Origin of the sequence: Streptomyces sp. NPDC088812 (genome assembly GCF_044750285.1) — a bacterium.
GTDB lineage: Bacteria > Actinomycetota > Actinomycetes > Streptomycetales > Streptomycetaceae > Streptomyces.
In genome coordinates, this window is record NZ_JBIVJP010000017.1 from 91,149 (window position 1) to 110,939 (window position 19,791).

Consider the following 19,791-nt stretch of genomic DNA (forward strand, 5'->3'; position numbering starts at 1 on the left):
TCAAGGGACGTCCGGGTGAGAGGCGGGTCACGGAACCGGGCAGGTGACCGGTCACGGGGCCGGGCAGGAGGCCGGTCACGGGGCCGGGTAGCGCCGCTCCATCGTCTCCCTCAGCAGCGCGAGGGACTCCCGCGGATCGAGGGCCTCGTCGGCCAGCCGGTCCAGGCTGACCCGGTACTCCTCCGTCTCGTCCCGGTCCTCCAGGAAGGTCGCGCTGCGGATCTGCTCGAGATAGACCACGTCGGGCAGGTCGGATCCGCCGAACCGCAGATAGGTCACCGGGATGGCCGGCGCGGACGCGTGCGTCACGTCCAGCGGCACGACCTGGACGGTGACGTTCGGCCGCCGGGCCATCGCCACCAGGTGGGCGAGCTGCTCGCGCATCACCTCCCGGCTGCCCAGGACGCGCAGCAGCACCGACTCGTCGACGACGGCCCACACCTGCGGCGCGTCCGGCCGGTCGAGCAGCTCGCGGCGTCGCGTCCGCAGCTCCACCCGGCGCTCGACCTCCCGCGCCGACGCCGTCGGCAGTCCGCGCTGCACGACGGCACGCGTGTACTCCGGGATCTGCAACAGGCCCGGCACGTACTGGATCTCGAAGGTACGGATCGCGGTGGCCGCCTCCTGGAGTCCGACCAGGCGGTCGAACCACTCGGGCATCAGCCGCTTGTCGTACCGCTGCCACCAGCCCGGCTCGCCCGCGCGCCGCAGCAACTGCAACAGCACGGACGCCTCGTACTCGTCGGTCCCGTACAGCTCCAGCAGGGCACGGACGTCCGCCTCGGTGGGCGGGCGGCGGCCCTTGCCCGCCTCGATCCGCGACAGCTTCGCCGGGCTGAATCCCAGGGTCCGCGCGGCCTGCTCCTGGGCGAGGCCGGCATCCTCCCGGATGCCCGCCAGCTGCACACCGACCAGCATTTTCAGCAAGGTCGGGGCGGGCTCGGCCCGGTTCAGATACGGTTCGAGGCGGGAGGCACGAGGTGAATCGGCTGACATCCTGACTCCCCGTTGACCGGCAGACGACAGACCGCATTATCGCATCCGAAGGCCTCCGGCCGCACGGGGCACAGGAGTTGAACCCGCACGCATGCCCCATGGCACAGGGGTCGCCCGGCGGCGGACGGGCGTCCCACGGCAGGCGTCCGCCCTACAACAGGTGGTCGAACTCCCCGCCCTTCGCCCCGGCGACGAACGCGGCCACCTCGGCCGGTGTGTAGACCAGGGCCGGGCCCTCGGGGTCACGGGAGTTGCGCACCGCGACGTCTCCCCCCTCCAGCACGGCCAGCTCGACACAGTTGCCCTCGGCGTTGCTGTGACTGCTCTTGATCCAGCGGACGTCCAGCTCGCTCGCCCGCACTCCGTTCGGCACTGACGACACAGCACTCTCCTCGCTAGTACGCGCAATTTCCCGTGAAATTGCACGAGGACATCGTCAGCGTGGATAATAACGGTGTCGTCAACCGCAGTCCCCCCGCCGAACCGTCCTGACGTCGCCTCAGGGAGATGCCGTGTCATCACCTGCGCAGTTCCGGAGCCCCGAGTCCGTCCGCGACTCGGCCAGAACCGCCACACTGCACCTCACGGGCAGCCGCCAGGGCTTCTGCGGGGCACGGGACTTCACCCACCGCACCCTCGACGGCTGGCGCCTGGACCACTGCACCGACGACGCGCTCACCGTCGTCACCGAACTGGCCGCCAACGCCGTCCTGCACGCCCTGCCGGACCTGCCCGCCGACGACGCGGACGTACGGCTCAGGCTCACGCTGCGCCGCTCCCACCTGGTGTGCGCCGTGACCGATCCGAGCGACGAACCGCCCGTCTACCCGCACACCGTCGACCCTCTGCTGGAGCACGGCCGCGGACTGCGCATCGTCGACGCCCTCGCGGAGCACTGGGGCTGGACCCGCCGCTTCCCCGGGGGCAAGACCGTGTGGGCCATGCTGCCGACCCGTTCCCACACCTGACCATGACTCCTTCCCCAAGACATGTACCGCTCGACCGCCTGGCCCACGTGCCGTGGCCCGAGATCAAGGACTCGACCGGCTGCGCCGCGGCCATCCCGTTCCTGCTGACCGCCGTCGCCCGCGGCGACGCCGACACCGCCGGCTCCGCGCTCGGCCAACTGCGCCGACGCATCTGCCAGTACGGCTTCGTCGTCGGCCAGGCCACGGCGGCGACCGTGCCCTTCCTGTGGGAACTCGTCCGGCTGCCGCAGGTCACCTGCCGGGTGGAGATCCTCCACCTGCTCAAGAGCATCGCCGCCGCCCGCCAGTGGGAGACCACGGCCGCCGCCTACCCGAAGCTCCTGCGCCGCCGCGACAACTACGTGGAATGGGAGCGTGAGGCCCGGCACGCCGTCCGCGCCGAGCGCGGCACACTGCGCCACCTGCTCGACGAACCGGACCGGGAGATCGTCCGCGCCAGCAGGGAACTGGCCGCCACGCTGACCGACTGACACGGCCCCGCCCGCCGGGCGCCGCATCACACCGGGCGCCGCATCACACCGGGCGCACCTCGCCGTACGGCCCCTCCGTACGACCCGGCGTACGGAGGGGGCCGAGCGCTCGGGAACGGACAGCTGTGCGGTGACGGGGGCGACGCCCCGAGGAACACCGCTCGGCGGGCACCGCCCGTGTGCGCCAGCTAGGTTGTCCGCCATGAGCAACCTTGACCGCGCCCCCGTGCCCAGCGTGTGCGGCGGCCGCGGATTCGTCGTCGCCGAGCCCGTCCGCGAGCTGTTGAGCCCCCGGCACGTGAAGCTGGGAGAGGCGACCGAGGTGCGGCGGCTGCTGCCGAACCTCGGCCGGCGCATGATCGGCGCATGGGCCTTCGTCGACCACTACGGCCCCGACGACATCGCCGACGAGCCCGGGATGCAGGTCCCGCCGCACCCCCACATGGGCCTGCAGACCGTCAGCTGGCTCCACGAGGGCGAGGTACTGCACCGCGACTCCACCGGCAGCCTCCAGACCGTCCGCCCGCGCGAGTTGGGGCTGATGACGTCGGGGCGGGCGATCAGCCACTCCGAGGAGAGCCCGAAGGCGCACGCCCGCTTCCTGCACGGCGCCCAGCTGTGGGTCGCGCTGCCGGACCAGCACCGGCACACCGCGCCCCGGTTCGAGCACCACCCGGTCCTGCCGACGGTCACGGCTCCCGGCCTCACCGCCACCGTGATCCTCGGCGACCTCGACGGCGCGACCTCGCCCGGCACGGCGTACACCCCGATCGCCGGGGCCGACCTGGTGCTCCGCCGCGGCACCGACGTACGGCTGCCGCTGGTCCCCGACTTCGAGTACGGCGTCCTGGCCATGTCCGGCGAGGTCCACGTGGACGGCGTGCCCGTGCTGCCCGGCTCGATGCTCTACCTCGGCTGCGGCCGCACCGCCCTCCCCCTGCGCGCCGAATCGGACGCGGGGCTGATGCTGCTCGGCGGCGAGCCCTTCGCCGAGGAACTGGTCATGTGGTGGAACTTCGTCGCCCGCTCCCAGGACGAGATCGCACAGGCTCGCGAGGACTGGATGAAGGGGACACGTTTCGGCGAGGTCAGAGGGTACGACGGAGATCCGCTGCCCGCTCCGGAGCTGCCGGCCACGCCGCTCAGGCCGCGGGGAAGAGTGCGCTGACCTGGACGGACCAAGTCTCCGGTCCAGGCGGTCCGAGGCCGGCGCACCGCCCTCGCCGCGATGGGGGTCTCCGGTGGCACGGGCCCTCGAACGCTTCCGCGGCCGCATCTGCTCAGCGGTCCACGATTCCCAGGTGTGAGCATCTGTGGGCGGCTTTGGTCGGACGAATGCCGACCCGACGCTGACGTCACTGATGACTCATCAGACGATCGCGACGCGAGGTGTTCACTCACGGGGACACCGACGTGGGAACGGACCGGTCGCGCGGAGCTGTCATCTGATACCGGCCCCCCGGAACCGATCGGTGCTCGTCCAACACGGCGTCGCCAGCGAGGATCTGCGCGAGCTGCCGGGCCCGGTGATACGGGTGCGGACCGGGCGGCGGGGGCCGATGATCCGTGCATCGTCGGACCCGATGGCTTCTTCGGCCTCGGCGCGCGCCCGGTTCGGCGATCGGACACAGCCGGCACCGGCACCTGCCGTGGTGGCGCCGATGCGTTCGCGGGGACCGATGACGCGGAACCCGGCCCACCGGCGCAGGGCCAAGCCGACGGTTGCCCGCAGCGCCGATGGAGGCGGCAGAGCGGTCAGCGGTTCCAAGTCCTCCACCCCGCGGCCGCGGGCTTCGGGGTGGACGGTGCTCGACGACTCCGGCGTACGCACACCGGTCGGGAACCGGAACCGCAGCCGCCCAGCCCAGCAGCCGTCCGCCGTCGTCCAGGGCGACCACACGGTGGGCGGCAGTTCGGCGGTGTCGAACGCCCTCCGGCTCGGGGCGGTGGTCTCGAAGGCGGCGTGGCGCTCGTCGGTGCCCAGCCGGTAGATCGTCAGGACCTGTTCGGCGTGCTCGGGCCGCAGGGGCGCGATGCGAACGCCGGTCTCGGTGGCGTTCACGCCGCTGCCTGGTGCTGTGTCCAACCTGCCACGCGCGGCCCACCGGCGCATGGGCCGAGTGGCCCCTGTGCGCGGGTGGGCTGCTCTCGCCGGAGCACTGCCAAAGAGCGAGGTGACGGCGCCGTCCGGCGACTCGGGGGGCACGACGCCGGGCCATCCGTCGGACCGCGATCGTGTGGGGCTGCCGGAAGCCCACCCCTGCCGTGCCGTGCGGGGTGCGTCATGGGGGTTCCTCCTCGGCTTCTGCCGGGTTCCTCCTCGGCTTCTGCCGGGGCTCCCGCCCCGGAACCGGACGCTCGTGCCGGGCGGGGCGCTGCGCTGCCGTCGGTCACGTGGGCCACCCGGCGGCCTGTCGGGTGATCGGCCGGGGCGCACCCATACCTTCGATGTCCTGTTCGGCGGCGTTCAGCAGCTTCTGGGCCAGGTTGTTCAGGGCCCTGCCCGCCGCCAGCTCGTCGCCGATCTCCGGTACGTTCCTGTCCGCCGGATGGCAGTGCGCGGCCCCCTGGCCGGTGAGCGCCGTGGCACCGGTGTCCAGGACCACGCGGGCCTTCGTCGTCCCCTCGTCGTCCTCGAAGACGTGGAGACGAACCTTCCATTCCATGGTGTGCGGCATCACTTTCCTCCTCGTCCCGGTACGGATCGATGTGATCCGGATGGGGTTCGTTCGGGGACCGGGGGTGGTGCGTCGGCGGCCGGCATCTGCTCCTCGGCAGGCAGAAGTCCACGACCGGGTGCCCGGCGGCCGCGAGGACACAGTGATCGGTCGTCGTCGCATCGGACATCGACGTCATCTCCTCGGCTCCCGCCCGCTCACCCGCCCCGAAACCGCCGTCCGGTCGCCCGCCCGCTCACCTGGCCGTCACCGGCGGAAGCGCGCGGACCACGAAGGCTCCACCAGGTCCCATTCGGCGTCCCACCGCGCGTACCTCCTCCGGTCCAGCACCCACCGCATGCCGATCCCCGCGGCGTAGACCCCGGCGGCCACGCCGAACGCCGCCATGCCGCCCACGAACCAGCCGGTGGTCTTCGCGTCGAGCGGGCTCGTCGGCGCGGTGGTGACGGCCCCGTGCCGGTCCACCCACACCCGTACGGCGGTCCCCTGGTGCGTTCCGGACTCCACGTAGGCGGTTCCCGTCCGCACGACGCCATGGCCGTCGGTCCAGCGGACCCGGGCCGGTCGGCTCGCCATGTCGCCGTCGCGCCCGGCGTCCGCCGTCAGCCGGGCGGTGACCTGCTGTCGTTCCGCGGCCTGGGCACGGACAGTGCGCATGGACGAGTCGTACGCCGTCAGTCCCGCGCCGACCGCTGCCGCCGGCAGTCCGAGGACGAGGACGAACATCAGCAGACGACGGAACCAGGCTTCGAACCTGTCGGAGGTACGTCTCAGGGGGTTCGTTCCCTTCGGCGCGCGGTCGTTGCGCGCCGGGTGCGGACCGGATGTGTACGGCGAACCGTGTGCGCTCATGAGTCGGCCTCCAGCAGGTCGCTGGTCCGTTCCCCCACCGTCTTGTTCCCATCATCGAACAGCAGGGCACTTCGGGCACAGGGCCGAACGTCCCTGCGGGTCCGGTTCCCCGCCCCGAGAAACCGGCCGCAGAGCCTGGTCCGTCCTCACCTGTCACGATCACGTCCGACACCGATCCCGTCGGACGGCTCGTGGTCCCCGGCCACGGCACACAGGAGATGGAGCGGGATCTCGTGCCCGACCGCCTTACCGGCGGCCCGGTCCACCGCTTGCAGGCTCGCCTCGGACCCGTCGACGTCGACCACCAGGGGAGTCGTCACCGGGACCTCTCCTCCCGTGCCGGTCCTCGGCCCCTCCCGCGCCACGGTCCACATGCGCGAGGAAGGGGATCGGGGTGATCGAAGCAGGACTACGGCCTGCCCGGCCCGGTCACCATCACCCCCTACGACGAGGCGCCCCTGAGCTGACCGACGCCCGGCGGGCAGGAGGCACCGTTCCCGGTGCTCAGGAGAAGGAGAAGGGGAGGCACTTGATCCGGTGGCCGCCGCGAGCTCTGATGACTGGGCGACGATCTTTCGGAGGGGGCCTTGCGGTGACATGGTCGACGGGGTTGCTCGGATTCGCCGCCGGGCTGCTGATCTCGGTGGCGACAGCCCCGGTGGGCGTCTCCGGTGCGATGTTCCTGCTGCCGGTGCAGCTGAGCGTCCTGGGGGTGCCGAGTCCGGCGGTGACGCCGACGAACCTGCTGTTCAACGTGGTGGCCGGCCCTGGTCCGCTGCTGCGCTACCGCAAGGCCGGACGGCTGGGCGGACCGTTGGCCCGTCTGCTCGTCGCGGGCACGGCCCCCGGAGTGGTCATCGGGGCGGTGATCCGCGTGTTCGCCGTCCCGGGCCCGCGGATTTTCCGGCTCCTCATCGCGGCCCTCCTGCTGCCGCTCGGGCCGTGGTTGTGGCTACGCACCCTGCGCCCACCCCACGGGCACCGTGCCGGGCAGCCCTCCCACCGCACCACGACCGCACTCGCCCTGGTCGTCGGCGTCGTCGGGGGGATCTACGGGATCGGGGGCGGCTCCCTGCTCGGGCCGATCCTCGTCGGGCGCGGCATGCCGGTCGCCACGGTGGCGCCCGCCGCCCTGGCCTCCACCTTCGTGACCTCCGTGGTGGGCGCGGCCACCTACGCGCTGCTCTCCTCGACGGCCACCGGCGACATCGCCCCTCACTGGCTGCTGGGCCTCACCTGCGGCCTGGGCGGCCTGGTCGGCGGGTACCTCGGAGCCCGCCTCCAGCCCCGCCTCCCCGAGAACGCGCTCCGGCTCCTCCTGGGCGCCGTCGCCGCCGGAATCGGTGCGCTCTACGGCGTTCAGGCCCTGCCCTGACGGTGAGGCGTGGGCCCGGCCGCGCAGAAGGGCCCCCACGAGCACGTCCCCGTGGGAGCCCTTCCTTCCACTGCCTGCGCGTGCCGGTGAGAAGACGATCACGAGCAGGACATCGGTGTGCGCCGCTCGGCGGTCAGGGCGCGAGCAGCAGGCTGTCGCCGCGCTCCTTGGCGGCGGCGTAGCGCCTGGCCACGTCCTGCCAGTTGACGACCTGCCACATCGCCTCGATGAAGTCGACTTTCTGGTTCTTGTACTGGAGGTAGAAGGCGTGCTCCCAGGCGTCGAAGACGAGGATCGGGGTGGAGCCCTGGCCGACGTTGCCCTGGTGGTCGTAGACCTGCTCGACGATCAGGCGTCCGCTGAGCGGCTCGTAGGCGAGGACGCCCCAGCCCGAACCCTGGGTGGTGGCGGACGCCTTGGTCAGCTGGGCCTTGAAATTCCGGAACGAGCCGAAGGACTCGGCGATCGCGTCCGCCAGCTCGCCCGTGCCGTCCTTCTCCAGCGGCTCGCCGCCGCCGTCGCCGGTCATGTTGTGCCAGTAGATGGAGTGCAGGATGTGGCCGGAGAGGTGGAAGGCCAGGTTCTTCTCCAGGCCGTTGATCGAGCCCCACGACTCCTTGTCCCGCGCCTCGGCGAGCTGCTCCAGGGTGTCGTTCGCGCCCTTGACGTACGCCGCGTGGTGCTTGTCGTGGTGCAGCTCGATGATCTCGGGGCTGATCACCGGGGCGAGCGACGCGTAGTCGTACGGAAGCTCCGGGAGCGTGTAAACCGCCATGTCCAACGTCCTCACCTTATTGCGAATGACATGCAGGTGCAGATTAACAGTAGGAGCGTGGGAGCGTCAGGACGACGGCGCAGCCCGCGTCAGGACGGGCCGGGGCGGCCCGGCAGGTGCCGGCTCCGGAGTTCCTCGATCCAGTGGGCGGCTTGCTCCGGGTCGGGAACCACCGCAACGTCCGCGGGCACCGGCGGCCTGCGCACCACGACCACCGGAATCCCCGCCTCGCGGGCAGCGGTCAGCTTCGGCGCGGTGGCCGCTCCCCCGCTGTCCTTCGTCACGACGACGTCGATGCGGTGGCGGCGCAGCAGGTCGCGTTCGCCGTCGAGGGTGAAGGGACCGCGCTCCAGCAGCACGTCCATGTGGAGCGGGTGCGGGGGCTCGGGAGCGTCGACGGACCGGACGAGGAACCAGAGACCGTCCGAGGCGGCGAAGGCGGCGAGGCCCATCCGCCCGGTGGTGAGGAGCACGCGCCGGCCGAGGGCGGGCAGCAGCCGCGCCGCGTGGTCCAGTGAATCGGCCTCGTGCCAGTCGTCGCCCTCGGCCGGGACCCAGCCGGGGCGGCGCACGGCGAGCAGGGGAACACGGGCGGTGGCGGCGGCGCGCGCCGCGTGGAAACCGATCGTCCCGGCGAAGGGGTGGGTGGCGTCGACGAGCGCGTCGACCGCGTGCTCGCGCAGCCACGCCGTCAGCCCCTCCGCTCCGCCGAAGCCGCCGACGCGGACCCGGCCCGGAGGCAGTCGGGGGCTCGCGACCCGCCCGGCCAGGGAGCTGGTCAGTTCCAGACCGGGAACGCCGTGGAGCAGCTCGGCGAGACGACGGGCCTCCGTGGTCCCGCCGAGTACCAGTACGTGCACGAGAGTACGGATCCGTTCAGGAGCGGTGATGCGCGAGGCGCCGTCGGGGCTGAGGCGAGGGGCCGTCGCCGGGCCCCACTCTGGCACACCGCGGATGACCGGCTCGTCGGGACGGGAGGCGTGGGTGACGACGGCGCCATGGGCGCGACAGGGTGACCGGCCGTGCCGGGCCCGGAGGCCGGCGGCCCTCGTGCGGGACCGCGTCGAACGGGGCGGGTGCGCGTGGACCGGCCGCCGGTGCCTGGCGGGGTCGGTCAGCCGTCGGCCAGGGTGAGCGTGAGGATCGGCGGACTCACGCTGTTCTCGCGGGAGTTGAGGATCACCGCGAGTCCGGGAGCGTCCTCGGCGAGGGCCAGCGACACCCGTCCGCCGGCTTCCTGGACGACGTGGGCGGTCACGTCGAAGGTGAGGGTGGACTTGGTCGTGGTGGCGACGCCGCTCGACAGAGCCGTGCCCAGGGCGGGCTTGGAGTCCCAGGTGAGCCCGGACTCGGTCCACCCCGTGTCGGTCACCGGGTGCGCGGTGAGCGTGGCGGAGGTGCCGCCGGAGTCGGAGACGTACCCGTACACCGAGAGGGTGGCGGCGGTGATCGTGCCGAGGACCGGCGAGGTGTCGAAGGTCAGGTAGGCCTGCCGGTTGTAGCCGCTGCCGCTCGCGTTCTTGATCACCAGGGTGGTCGCCGTGCCGTAGGCGGTGCCGGCGTACGACCCGTCGCGGACGTAGGCGTCGGCGACCGGCGCCAGCGCGGCGGAGGTCAGGGTGAAGGCCGCCTCCCGGGTGGCGCCGGCCGTGCCGGAGAGGTCGACGGACAGGGTGAGGACGGGCGAGGCGGAGACGACGGTGATCGCGTCGTCCGCGTCGACCGGGGTGCCGGCCACCGAGAGGGTGACGGTGACCGTCCCCGAGGCCCGGGTGGGGTCGGAGACCCCGATCGTCAGCCGCCCCTCGTGCTGCCGGGTGATGACGGAACAGGGCGCCGAGACGGTGATGCCGCCCGCGCTGCCCGCGGCGAAGAAGTTGACCGCGATCACCCCGCTCGTCTCGTCCCGGACCGCGTGCGCCCCGGCGGTGTTCGCCAGGACGGTGACCGTGGGTGCGGCGGCCCGGGCCTCGGTCCGCGCACGGCTGAAGCCCGGCAGCAGCACATAGGCGTAGGAGGCGGCCGAGGGCGCGGTGCCGTGCGGCAGGCAGAGGGAGACGTACTGCCGGGTGAGCTGGTCGGCCGTGCCGTTCAGGGTGTTGATGCCGCTCCAGGTGCCGGTGCGGTCCGTACGGGCGGCCTGTACGGTGGCGCCGCCGGGGAAGAGGTAGCCGCCCACCTCCTCCAGGTGTGCCCAGGACGACACGGTCACGGTGTCCGACCAGCCGGCGGTACCGGACACGGCGGTGCCGTCCACGGTGAGCGCGTTGCCGCCGGACTCGTGCAGATTGCGGTTCTCGACGACCGTCACCACCTCGGCGCCGCTGCCCCCGGTGATCGCCGAGCCGACGCAGACCACCGCGTCGTCGAGCAGGAACCAGGACTTCCGCGCGGTCAGCGTGGACCCGTACTGCCGGAAGTCCATCCCCGCGCAGCCGTACGCGCCGGCCAGGCTCGCCCCGCCGCACCAGGTCGCGGCGGACCGGGTGCCGGTGCCGGCGCCGTCCGCGAGGGCGAGGGTGTCGACCGTGGTCCCGGGCAGCCGGTAGGGGTCGGCGGTGGGCCAGTAGCCGTCGGTGTGGTGGGTCAGGTCGGAGGCCAGGTAGAGGTAGCCCATGCCGTCGCCGGTGTGCCAGCCGTGCAGGTTCTCCCCGTTGATGGACTCGTAGCGCGCGGTCCGGGACGAGGACATGGCGAGGGCGTAGGCCCAGCCGTCCCTGCGGTGCACCACCCGGTCCATCGACGGGAACTGCACGTGTCCCTCGCCCTCCTCGGCCGCCGGCACCGAGGAGTCCTCCAGCACCGGGCGGGCCAGGGCGATCCCGGCGACGCTCGCGGTGGCCGCGAACGGCGCGACCGCCTCGCCCCGGGTGATCCAGCCCTTGGCCAGGCTGCGGAAGCGGGCGGCCTGTTCGGCGTCGGGCGCGGACTCGGCGGCGCGCAGCACCGACTGGGTGATCAGGTTGCCGTCGTAGAAGTCGGTTTCGGCGGGGCGGCTGATCGCCCGGCCGCGTACCGCGTCCATGCACAGCCCGTTCCACACCCAGGGGCGGAAGGCCGTGTCCACCGAGTCGAAGACGTTCGCGGTGGCCGGGTCGGTGACCGCCCAGTCGGAGCCGTCCGTCAGCTGGAACAGCACGCCGAGGCCGCGCAGCATCACCATGCCGTAGGTCCCGGTGTAGGGGATCCAGGTGTGCTGGACGAACGAGCCGTCGGCGTAGAGCCCGTCGCCCGAGGTGACGTACGGGAAGACGTCGGAGAGCGCGGCGACGGCGGCGCTCAGCCGTTCGGAGCTCGCGCCGAGCACCCCGCGCAGGGCGACCACCTGGCAGAGGTCGACCCGGTTGGCTCCGGTGGAGGTGGTGCGGTCGGTGCCGTACCGGTTCAGGGTCGGGTCCGGCACGAAGTGGTCGACCGCGGCGAGCAGCGCGTCCAGCCGCGCGGTGGACAGCGACGGCCGCACCAGGACGGCGGCGTTGAGCAGGGCCTGTGGCGAACCGACCTCCCACTCCCACCAGTTGCCGGTCTCGGTGGTGGACGCGCCGTAGATCTCGGCGCACAGGAAGTCCAGGCCGTCCGCGATCGCCTGGCCGAGCGACGCGTTCTGGTACAGGGTGCGTCCGCTGCCGTCGGTCGCGGCCGTGCCGGGGGTGGCGTACGCCGTCGCCAGCGAGGCGAGTCGCTTGCTCGTGGTGGTCATGGTGGCCGGGGTGGTGAGGACGAGGGGGAGGTCCGGCCAGAGGGAGGGGGTGGTGGAGTCCGGGGCGAGGGTGTTCCACAGGGTGGTGGCGGTGTCGGAGACGGCGGTCAGCGCGGTGGTGTAGGCGTCGTCGCCGGGGTCGATCGCACCGCCGGTGAGGATCTCCGCCCACAGCAGGCGCAGGGTCTCGTACGGGTCGGAGGTATCGGTGTCGTCGGCGTGGGCGGGTGCCGCGCCGGGGCCGAGGGGGAGGGCGCCGGCCAGACCGGCGAGCGCCAGCGCGGTGGCGGTGAGGAACCCCCGGCGGCCCAGGGGCGCGCCGGGGGACCCGACGGGGGATGGGGTGACCTGCGGGAGCTTTTCGGACACGGTGACACTCCGTTCGCAAGGCGTGGGATGTTCCGGGGGGTGGCGGGCGGCGGGCGCGCGGAGGGGAGGAGACGGCGGGACGGGGCGGGTGCCCGGGGAGACGGTCCCCCCGGGAACGGCAGAGGGGGCCGGCGACGCGATCAGGAGCGGGCGGCGGGCTCCCGGACCGGCCGGTCGAGCAGACGCAGCAGACGGGCGGTCTCCGCGGTGACCGCGTCCCGGCCCGCGCCGAGGTAGCGGCGCGGGTCGACGGAGCCGGGACGGGCCTTCAGGTCCGCCCGGACGGCACTGGTGAAACGGGAGTTGAGATGAGTGGAGATGTTGATCTTCGTCATCCCGGCGGCGACCGCCGCCACCAGGCCCGCGTCACCGACCCCGGAGGAGCCGTGCAGGACCAGCGGCACCGGGACCGCCGCCCGCAGCGCGCGGATCAGCGTGAAGTCGGGGGCCGCGTCCCGGGTGAGCATCGCGTGCGAGGTGCCGACGGCGACGGCCAGCCCGTCGACCGCGGTGGCGGCGACGAACGCGGCGGCCTCGGCCGGGTCGGTGCGCACACCGGGGGCGTGGGCGCCGTCCTTGCCGCCGATCTCGCCCAGTTCGGCCTCCACCCACACCCCGCGCCGGCGGCAGCGCTCGGCCAGGGCGGCGGTCGCGGTGACGTTCTCGGCGTAGGGAAGGGCGGATGCGTCGTACATCACCGACGGGACGCCGAGCGCGACGGCCTCCTCGACCAGCGCGGGCGACACGGCGTGGTCGAGGTGGACCGAGACCGCGACCCGGGCGTCCTCGGCGGCGGAGAGCGCGGCACTGGCGAGCGGGCGCAGGGCACCGTGGTAGCGGACGGTGTTCTCGCTGATCTGGAGCACCACCGGGCACCCCGCCTCCTCGGCGGCGTCCACGATCGCGGTGACGTGTTCGAGCTGGATCACATTGAAGGCGCCGAGCCCGCGGCCCTCGGCGGCGGCCGTGGTGGCGAGCGTTCCGGTTCCCACGAGGGGCATGGGGATCTCCTGGTCCTTACGAGAGGGGCACGGCGGCCGGGTCGGCCGGCCGGGGCGTGGGGACGGCGGTGACGGCGGGCAGGGCCGTCACGGCGGTGCGGGACAGCAGATCGCGGTAGGCCGGCGCGTCGAAGTCGCCGGCCAGCGGGGCCCGTACGGCGGCGGCCGACAGCGCCACCGCCGCCCGCAGCCGCTCCGGCCACGGGGTCCGATCGGCCAGCCCGGCGGCCAGGGCGGCGACCGCCGCGTCCCCGGCGCCGGTCGGGTTGCCGGCCAGGCGCTCCGGTGGACGGGCCCGCCAGACGCCGTCCGGGGCGACCGCGAGCAGGCCCTCGGCGCCGAGCGAGACGACCACCGACCGCGCCCCGGCCCGGCGCAGGGTCTCGGCGCCGGCCCGGACGTCCTCGGCGCCGACCGTCTCGCGCAGCTCGGCCGCGTTCGGTTTGACCAGGTCGGGGCCGGCGGCCAGGGCGGCGAGCAGCGGTGGCCCGGTGGTGTCGAGGACGACCGGGACGTCCGACCGGCGCGCGGCGGCGACGAGTTCGCCGTACGCGTCCTCGGACAGGCCCGGCGGCAGGCTGCCGGAGAGCACGACCGCCCTGGACCGGCCGAGCAGCCGCGCGAAGTGCCGGGTGAACGCGCGCCATTCGGCCGCGCTCACCTCCGGCCCCGGCTCCAGGAACACCGCGGCGTCCCCGGCCGCCTCCTCGACCACGGTCACGGTCTGCCGGGTGGTCCCGGCGATGGCGGTCAGCGCCTCGGCCATCCCGGAGGCGGCCAGGTCCCGGCGCACCGCGTCCCCGGCCGGGCCGCCGGCCAGCCCGGCGACCAGGGCGGGCCGGCCGAGCGCGGTCAGCACCCGGGCCACGTTCACGCCCTTGCCGCCCGCCCGGTGCCGGGCGGTGGCGAGCCGGTGGCTCGCACCGGTACGGATGCGGTCGACCGTGTAGGTCACGTCCACGGCCGCGTTGAGGGTGACGGTGGTGATCGTCATACGGCGACCGCCAGGTCCAGGGCGAGCAGGGCGGCGCCCTGGCAACCGGCCCGGTCGCCCAGCGCGGCGAGCGCCAGCGGGGGCGGGCGGTGGAAGGAGAGCCGGCGGGCCAGCGCCTCGCGCAGCGGATCGGTCAGGTCCGCGCCCGCGCGGGCCAGTCCGCCGCCCAGCACGACCAGTCCGGGTTCGCACAGCACGGTGTACGCGGCCAGTCCGTCGGCCAGCGCGTGCACGGCGGTGCGCCAGACGCGCCGGGCGACCGGATCGCCCGCGCCCGCCAGTTCCCGTACGCGTTCGGCGGTGACGGCGTTCTCCTGCTCGTGCCCTTGCTCGTGCCCCTGCTCCTGCCCGCGCTCCTGCGCACGCCCGGGTTTCCGCGCCGGTGCCCGCCCCTGCCGTCCAGCCGCGCCGGTCTCCGCGCACCCGCTCGCTTCCGCGTAGCGCCGGGCCACCGCCGAGGCCGAGGCGAGCGTCTCCAGACAGCCCCGGCGTCCGCAGCCGCAGCGCGGGCCGCCGGCCCGCAGGACCAGGTGGCCGAGTTCACCCGCGCCGCCCCGGCTGCCGTCGAGCACCCGGCCCTGCCGCACATGGGCGGCGGCGACACCCGTGCCCAGGGCCACGAACAGGAAGTCGTCGTGGCCCGAGCCCGCTCCCAGCCGGCCCTCCGCCAGCGCGCCCGCCCGCACGTCGTGGCCCAACGCGACCGGCAGGCCGAGCCGTTCGGTGAGCAGGGCGCGCAACGGCAGGTCGCGCCAGCCGAGGTTGGCCGAGTAGCGCGCCACACCGCGCTCGGTGTCGACCAGTCCGGGAACCGCCACCCCGGCCGCGAGGGGCGCGCGGCCCGTCGACGCCACGCAGGTCTCGGCGAGTTCGGCGGCGGTCGCGGTCACCCGGTCCAGCACGGCCAGGGGCCCCGCCTCCCGCCGGGTCTCCCGGCGCACCGAGCGCACCACCGCGCCGTCCCGCGCCACCAGCGCGGCCTTGATGCCGGTCCCGCCGAGGTCGACGGCGACCACCAGTCCGGGCGGCGGGCCGCCGCGCGTCGTCATAGGGGACATCGCCGGGTCCTCCGGTCAGCCGAGGACGACGGAACGGGTCAGGCCGCGCGGCCGGTCCGGGTCCAGTCCGGCCGCCTCCGCCCTGGCCACGGCCAGCCGCTGGGCGCGGATCAGGTCGGCGAGCGGGTCGAGTCCGCCGGAGTGGACCAGGGCGGCACCGGTGCGGGCGATGTCCTCGTCCAGTCCGGCGGGCACCTGCCCGAACACCCAGACGGCGCGGCCCGGGGCGGCGATGCTGATCGGGCCGTGGCGGTACTCCATCGCCGGGTAGCTCTCGGTCCAGGAGCCGGCCGCCTCCCGCATCTTCAGCGCGGCCTCGTCGGCGAGTCCGCAGGTCCAGCCGTCGCCGAGGAAGGTGAACTGCTCCGCCGCGACCAGGGCCGGGTCCACCGGTTCGAGCAGGGTGCCCCGGGCGTCCTCGACCGCCCGGCCGAGGTCCTCGCCGAGGTGGGCGCGGAGCAGGGCGAGGGCGGTGGTCGCGAACCGGGTCTGCACGACGGACCGTTCGTCGGCGAACGGCAGCACCACGACCCGCCCCGCCGCGGCGGCGACCGGGGTGGCCCCGTCGGCGGTGATCGCGGTGACCGGCGTGGCGGCGCCACCGGTCCTGCCCTGCTCCTCGATCAGCCGCAGGACTTCGGTGGTGGTGCCGGACCGGGTGAGGGCGAGGATCCGGTCGTAGCGGCGGCGGGCCGGGAACTGTGAGGCGGCGAAGGCGTCGGTCCGGCCGTGGCCGGCCTCCTCGCGCAGGACGGCGTAGGAACGCGCCATGTACAGCGAGGTGCCGCAGCCGACCACGGCGACGTCCTCGCCGGGCTGCGGCAGCGCGTCGGCGGCCTCCACGGCGGCCTCGGCGGCGCGCAGCCAGCACTCGGGCTGGGTGGCGATCTCGTCCAGGGTGTGCGACACGGGGGTTTCCTTTCAGGAGGAGGAAGACAGGGGGCGGCTCGTCCGCGCCGGGCGGTCCCGGCGTCGGCGGCCGGGGGAACGGCGGCGCGCAGTCGCCGTACCGCGCACGTCCGCCTCCGGGCCGGGGAAGTTCGCGTCCGGGAGGACCCGGACGCCCGCCGCCCCGGCCGCCGGGTCGGCCGGCTCGGCCGGCGCGTGGAGGCAGGCGGTGTCGGTCAGGGGGCCGTCGGCGGCCCGCACGTACCCGGCCGGCCACGGGGCCCGTACCCCGGCGTCCCGCGACAGGGCGGTGACACGGGCCCGTTCGGCGGCTGGGGAGGCGGGGGTGAGCAGGCCCTCGGGCGGGTCGCGGCGCAGTTCCACCCCGGTGCAGCCGTGGGCGCGGGCCGGCCGGGTCACCTCCCGCACGCCGGCGTCTGGGCGGCCGGGCGTGCCGAACGCCGGCTCCCGGGAGACGGGAGCCCCTTCGGTGGGCTCAGCCAACGGGCACCTCCACCGGACCGCCGAGGACCTGGCGTTCCCCGGTGGCGCAGGCGGCGTACACGGCCTCGACGGTCCGGACGACCCGGCGGCCGTATGCGGCGGGGACCGCGCAGGGCCGTTCCCCGCGCACCGCCCCGGCGAACGCGGCGAGCTGGTCGCGGAAGGCGGCCGGGACGTCGTCCTCGGACTCGGCGGCCAGCAGCACGGGGGCGGAGCCGTCGTCGGGGTGGAGCCGGGTGCCGACGCCACGGGAGACGAGAAGGGTGCCGCGTTCGCCGATCACGGTGAGTTCGTCGCGGGGCGGCAGCAGGGCGCTGGTGACGGTGATGTGGCCGGCCGTCCCGTCGGCCAGCTCCAGCCGGGCCAGGACGTCGGTCTCCACGGGCAGTCCGCCCCGGGTCGCGGCGGTGGCGGTGACCGCGACCGCGCGGCTGCCGGTGAGCCACAGCAGCCGGTCCACGCAGTGGGTGCCGATGTTGATGAACACACCGCCGCCGGAGACGGCCGGGTCGAAGAACCAGGCGGGGCGGCTGCCGGGACGGTAGTCGGTGGCGCGCCAGTCGTGGACGGCGAGGATCCTGCCGATCACCCCCGCGTCGACGGCGGCCTTGGCAGCGGCCACGGGCGGCAGGAAGTGCTGGATGTGGCCGACGAACAGCAGCACGCCGGCGGCGTCGCAGGCGGCCTCCATCAGGGCGCAGTCCTCGGTGCTGGTCGCCATCGGCTTCTCGACCAGCACATGCAGTCCGGCCCCGGCGGCGTCGGTGACGATGCCGGTGTGCAGGGCGTGGGGGGTGTTGACGACGACGGCGTCCACCAGCCCGGAGGCGATGAGCGCGCGGTGGTCGGTGAAGGCGGAGGCGTCCAGGGGGCCGGCCACGCGGCGGGCGGTGCCGGCGTCGAGATCGCAGACTGCGGTGATCCGCACGCCGGGGGTGACGGCGGCCGCGTCGGCGTGCAGGACGCCGACGGCGCCCGCGCCGATCAGGCCGAGCCGGATGTCGGTCACGGAGTGCTCTCCTCGAGGGTGGGGACCGGTGGCGGGGCGGGCGCCGCGACGGCGGCCGCGCCGGTACCGGTGGGGGTGAGTGCGGCCCGGGCGGCGGCGGCCGCCGCTCCGCAGGACTGCCGGACGGTGATGGTGGGGCGGAGCAGGACCCGGCCGCCGGGCCGGGCGGGGTCGTCCAGACGCCGCAGCAGGGTCCGGGCGGCGATCCGGCCCAGCTGCTCCTTGGGCGGGGCCACCGCGGTGAGCGGCAGGTCGGCGAGGTCGGCGATTTCGTCGTCGTAGGCGACCAGGGCGAGGTCGCCGGGGACGGTGAGGCCGGCCCGGCGGGCGGCGGCGAGCAGCAGGGCGGCCTGCCGGTCGCCGAAGCAGACGGCGGCGGTGGCGCCGGCCGCGCGCAACGCGGCCAGGCAGCGGTCGGCCACCGCCGGGCTCCACTCCTGGCGGGCGGCGCGGAACTCGGTGCTGCTCGCGCCGAGTTCGCGTATCGCCTGGTGGAATCCGTCGGCCACCGGGCCGGTGGTGGGGCTGAAGTCGCGCAGCACCAGGCCGAGCCGGCGGTGGCCGAGGGCGGCGAGGTGGCGGACGGCGTCGTAGGCGCCGGCCTCGTGGTGGGTGCAGACGGAGGTGTTGGTGTCGGCGAGGGAGGTGGCCCTGCGTTCGACGAGGACCGTCGGCACCGGCATGGCGGCCAGCCGGGCCAGGCAGTCGGCGGCCGGTACGGGCCCGTGGAGGGTGGGGACGACGAGCAGCCCGTCGACGCCCGCGTCCAGCATGTCCCGCAGGTCCTCGGCCTCGCGGGCCTGGTCGTAGCCGGAGCAGGCGAACAGCAGCCGGGCGCCGGCGGCGGACAGGGTCTCCTCGATGCCGTGCAGGACCTTCGGGTAGTAGAACGCGGTGTCGGGGACGATCACGCCGACCAGGGCCCGGCTCGGGGCGGGCGTGTCCGGCGGCACCACGAAGGTGCCGGAGCCCTGGCGCCGTACCACCAGTCCCTCGGCGACCAGTTCGTCCACGGCGCGGCGCACGGTGGAGACCGAGGTGCCGCTGGTGTGGGCGAGTTCCTTCTCGGTGGGCAGCCGGGAGTCGGCCGGCCAGACGCCCTGGAGGAGCCGCTGCCGCAGTTCGGCGGCGAGCCGGCGGAACTTCAGGTCGCGGGTCGCGGTGTCGGTGTCGGTGTTCACGGTCGTAGGTCCCCCCGGGATGCGGCTCACTTGACGGAGCCGACGGTCATTCCCTCGATGATCCGTCGGCCCAGCCAGATGTAGGCGGCGAGAACCGGGAGGACCACGATGGCGACTCCGGCGAACAGGCCGCCCCAGTCGGCACCGTTGTACTGCATCTGCTGGAGCAGTCCGAGGAGGGCGAGGGACAGGGTCTGGTGGTCGGTGCTCTGGACGAAGACCAGCGCGAAGACGGTCTCGCCCCAGTGCTGGATGACGTTGAGGATCAGCACGGTGACCAGTCCGCCGCGCGCCAGCGGCAGCATGACCTGCCAGAAGGTGCGGAAGGGGGACGCGCCGTCGAGGGCGGCGGCCTCCTCCAGTTCGACGGGGAGGGTGGTGAAGAAGCCGGTGAGGAAGAACACCGCGAACGGCAGCGAGGTCGCCACGTAGACCACGATCAGCCCGAACAGGCTGTCGACCAGCTGGAGCTGGTTCATGACCACGAACAGCGGCAGCATCACCACCTGGGCCGGGATGCCGAGACCGAGCGCGAAGAACAGGGTGAACGGTCCGCTCAGGCGGGTGGTGACGCGGCTGAGGACGTACGCGGCGGGTGCGGCCAGCAGCACGGTGAGGACGGCGGTGCCGCCGACCACGGCCAGGGTGTTGGCGGCGGCCCGGCCGAACAGCCCGCCCGTCCACGCGCGGGCGTAGTTGTCCCAGTGGAAGGTGTCCGGGAGTGCCCAGGGGGAGCTGAAGATGTCGTCGGCGCTCTTCACCGAGGACAGCAGCAGCCATAGTCCGGTCAGCACGTTGAAGGCGGCGAAGAGCCAGACCAGGGGGACTCCGGCGACACGGCCCGCGGTGAGGCGGCGCAGCCGGCGGGTGAGCGGGCCGGGGCTCCGGCCGGGACTGACGACGGCCATCGGGGGGACCTCCGTGACGACGGGATGCGGACGTGGGGCGGGAG

Annotated in this window: 21 protein-coding genes; 4 read left to right on the forward strand and 17 right to left on the reverse strand. The window is 74.2% G+C overall.

Annotation, left to right across the window (positions count from 1 at the left end):
* Nucleotides 1-75: 75 nt before the first annotated feature.
* Both ACIP67_RS27645 and ACIP67_RS27650 read right to left on the reverse strand, forming a co-directional pair.
* A complete protein-coding gene (locus ACIP67_RS27645) occupies nt 76-996 on the reverse strand; it encodes a helix-turn-helix domain-containing protein (RefSeq protein ID WP_401695550.1) in 921 nt (306 codons plus the stop codon).
* Nucleotides 997-1,147: 151 nt separating this feature from the next.
* Nucleotides 1,148-1,378, reverse strand: coding sequence for a DUF397 domain-containing protein (locus ACIP67_RS27650; protein WP_401695551.1), 231 nt, complete (start codon nt 1,376-1,378; stop codon nt 1,148-1,150).
* A 130-nt stretch (nt 1,379-1,508) separates the two neighbouring features.
* On the opposite strand from ACIP67_RS27650, the gene ACIP67_RS27655 reads away from it, so the two are divergent.
* The 3 genes from ACIP67_RS27655 (at nt 1,509) to ACIP67_RS27665 (ending at nt 3,623) form a co-directional block, all read left to right on the forward strand.
* Nucleotides 1,509-1,964 (forward strand): ATP-binding protein, encoded by a 456-nt coding sequence (locus ACIP67_RS27655; protein WP_401695553.1) that lies wholly within the window; start codon nt 1,509-1,511, stop codon nt 1,962-1,964.
* A gap of 2 nt (nt 1,965-1,966) precedes the next feature.
* Nucleotides 1,967-2,455, forward strand: a complete 489-nt coding sequence (locus ACIP67_RS27660; RefSeq protein ID WP_401695554.1) for a hypothetical protein — start codon at nt 1,967-1,969, stop codon at nt 2,453-2,455.
* A 202-nt stretch (nt 2,456-2,657) separates the two neighbouring features.
* Nucleotides 2,658-3,623 (forward strand): pirin family protein, encoded by a 966-nt coding sequence (locus ACIP67_RS27665; protein WP_401695555.1) that lies wholly within the window; start codon nt 2,658-2,660, stop codon nt 3,621-3,623.
* Between the two features lie 273 nt (nt 3,624-3,896).
* Here the strand turns inward: ACIP67_RS27665 and ACIP67_RS27670 are convergent, their stop codons facing one another.
* The 4 genes from ACIP67_RS27670 to ACIP67_RS27685 all read right to left on the reverse strand — a co-directional run bounded on the left by ACIP67_RS27670 (nt 3,897) and on the right by ACIP67_RS27685 (nt 6,305).
* The gene (locus ACIP67_RS27670) at nt 3,897-4,517 is read right to left on the reverse strand and encodes a GNAT family N-acetyltransferase (protein WP_401695556.1); all 621 of its coding nucleotides are present in this window, start codon (nt 4,515-4,517) and stop codon (nt 3,897-3,899) included.
* Between the two features lie 328 nt (nt 4,518-4,845).
* Complete coding sequence (locus ACIP67_RS27675; RefSeq protein WP_401695557.1) at nt 4,846-5,133, reverse strand: DUF1876 domain-containing protein; 288 nt, start codon at nt 5,131-5,133, stop codon at nt 4,846-4,848.
* A gap of 246 nt (nt 5,134-5,379) precedes the next feature.
* Nucleotides 5,380-5,985, reverse strand: a complete 606-nt coding sequence (locus tag ACIP67_RS27680) for a hypothetical protein (RefSeq protein WP_401695558.1) — start codon at nt 5,983-5,985, stop codon at nt 5,380-5,382.
* A 146-nt stretch (nt 5,986-6,131) separates the two neighbouring features.
* Nucleotides 6,132-6,305: a hypothetical protein gene (locus ACIP67_RS27685; protein ID WP_401695559.1), complete on the reverse strand. Its 174-nt coding sequence runs from the start codon at nt 6,303-6,305 to the stop codon at nt 6,132-6,134.
* 272 nt (nt 6,306-6,577) lie between these two features.
* On the opposite strand from ACIP67_RS27685, the gene ACIP67_RS27690 reads away from it, so the two are divergent.
* Nucleotides 6,578-7,360 carry a TSUP family transporter gene (locus ACIP67_RS27690; protein WP_401695560.1) on the forward strand — a complete coding sequence of 261 codons (783 nt, stop codon included), beginning with the start codon at nt 6,578-6,580 and terminating at the stop codon, nt 7,358-7,360.
* A gap of 133 nt (nt 7,361-7,493) precedes the next feature.
* Here ACIP67_RS27690 and ACIP67_RS27695 read toward each other — a convergent pair whose 3' ends face one another.
* The 11 genes from ACIP67_RS27695 to ACIP67_RS27745 all read right to left on the reverse strand — a co-directional run bounded on the left by ACIP67_RS27695 (nt 7,494) and on the right by ACIP67_RS27745 (nt 19,747).
* A complete protein-coding gene (locus ACIP67_RS27695) occupies nt 7,494-8,135 on the reverse strand; it encodes a superoxide dismutase (RefSeq protein WP_401695561.1) in 642 nt (213 codons plus the stop codon).
* Between the two features lie 89 nt (nt 8,136-8,224).
* Nucleotides 8,225-8,995 (reverse strand): cobalt-precorrin-6A reductase, encoded by a 771-nt coding sequence (locus tag ACIP67_RS27700; protein WP_401695563.1) that lies wholly within the window; start codon nt 8,993-8,995, stop codon nt 8,225-8,227.
* A gap of 254 nt (nt 8,996-9,249) precedes the next feature.
* Nucleotides 9,250-12,204: a polysaccharide lyase family 8 super-sandwich domain-containing protein gene (locus ACIP67_RS27705; RefSeq protein WP_401695564.1), complete on the reverse strand. Its 2,955-nt coding sequence runs from the start codon at nt 12,202-12,204 to the stop codon at nt 9,250-9,252.
* Nucleotides 12,205-12,344: 140 nt separating this feature from the next.
* Nucleotides 12,345-13,205 carry a class II fructose-bisphosphate aldolase gene (locus ACIP67_RS27710; protein ID WP_401695565.1) on the reverse strand — a complete coding sequence of 287 codons (861 nt, stop codon included), beginning with the start codon at nt 13,203-13,205 and terminating at the stop codon, nt 12,345-12,347.
* 16 nt (nt 13,206-13,221) lie between these two features.
* Nucleotides 13,222-14,199: a 1-phosphofructokinase family hexose kinase gene (locus tag ACIP67_RS27715; RefSeq protein WP_401695566.1), complete on the reverse strand. Its 978-nt coding sequence runs from the start codon at nt 14,197-14,199 to the stop codon at nt 13,222-13,224.
* A complete protein-coding gene (locus ACIP67_RS27720; protein WP_401695567.1) occupies nt 14,196-15,257 on the reverse strand; it encodes an ROK family protein in 1,062 nt (353 codons plus the stop codon). Before ACIP67_RS27720 ends, ACIP67_RS27715 begins: the two co-directional genes overlap by 4 nt.
* 15 nt (nt 15,258-15,272) lie before the next feature.
* On the reverse strand, nt 15,273-16,166 hold the full coding sequence (locus ACIP67_RS27725) for an SIS domain-containing protein (RefSeq protein ID WP_401695568.1): 894 nt from the start codon (nt 16,164-16,166) through the stop codon (nt 15,273-15,275).
* Nucleotides 16,167-16,178: 12 nt separating this feature from the next.
* Nucleotides 16,179-16,649, reverse strand: a complete 471-nt coding sequence (locus tag ACIP67_RS27730; protein ID WP_401695569.1) for a hypothetical protein — start codon at nt 16,647-16,649, stop codon at nt 16,179-16,181.
* Entirely contained in the window at nt 16,642-17,658 is a 1,017-nt protein-coding gene (locus ACIP67_RS27735) for a Gfo/Idh/MocA family protein (protein WP_401695570.1), read from the reverse strand. Before ACIP67_RS27735 ends, ACIP67_RS27730 begins: the two co-directional genes overlap by 8 nt.
* Nucleotides 17,655-18,839: a LacI family DNA-binding transcriptional regulator gene (locus ACIP67_RS27740; RefSeq protein ID WP_401695571.1), complete on the reverse strand. Its 1,185-nt coding sequence runs from the start codon at nt 18,837-18,839 to the stop codon at nt 17,655-17,657. The genes ACIP67_RS27735 and ACIP67_RS27740 overlap by 4 nt, the downstream gene beginning before the upstream one ends.
* 26 nt (nt 18,840-18,865) lie before the next feature.
* Nucleotides 18,866-19,747, reverse strand: a complete 882-nt coding sequence (locus ACIP67_RS27745) for a carbohydrate ABC transporter permease (protein WP_401695572.1) — start codon at nt 19,745-19,747, stop codon at nt 18,866-18,868.
* Nucleotides 19,748-19,791: the final 44 nt, after the last annotated feature.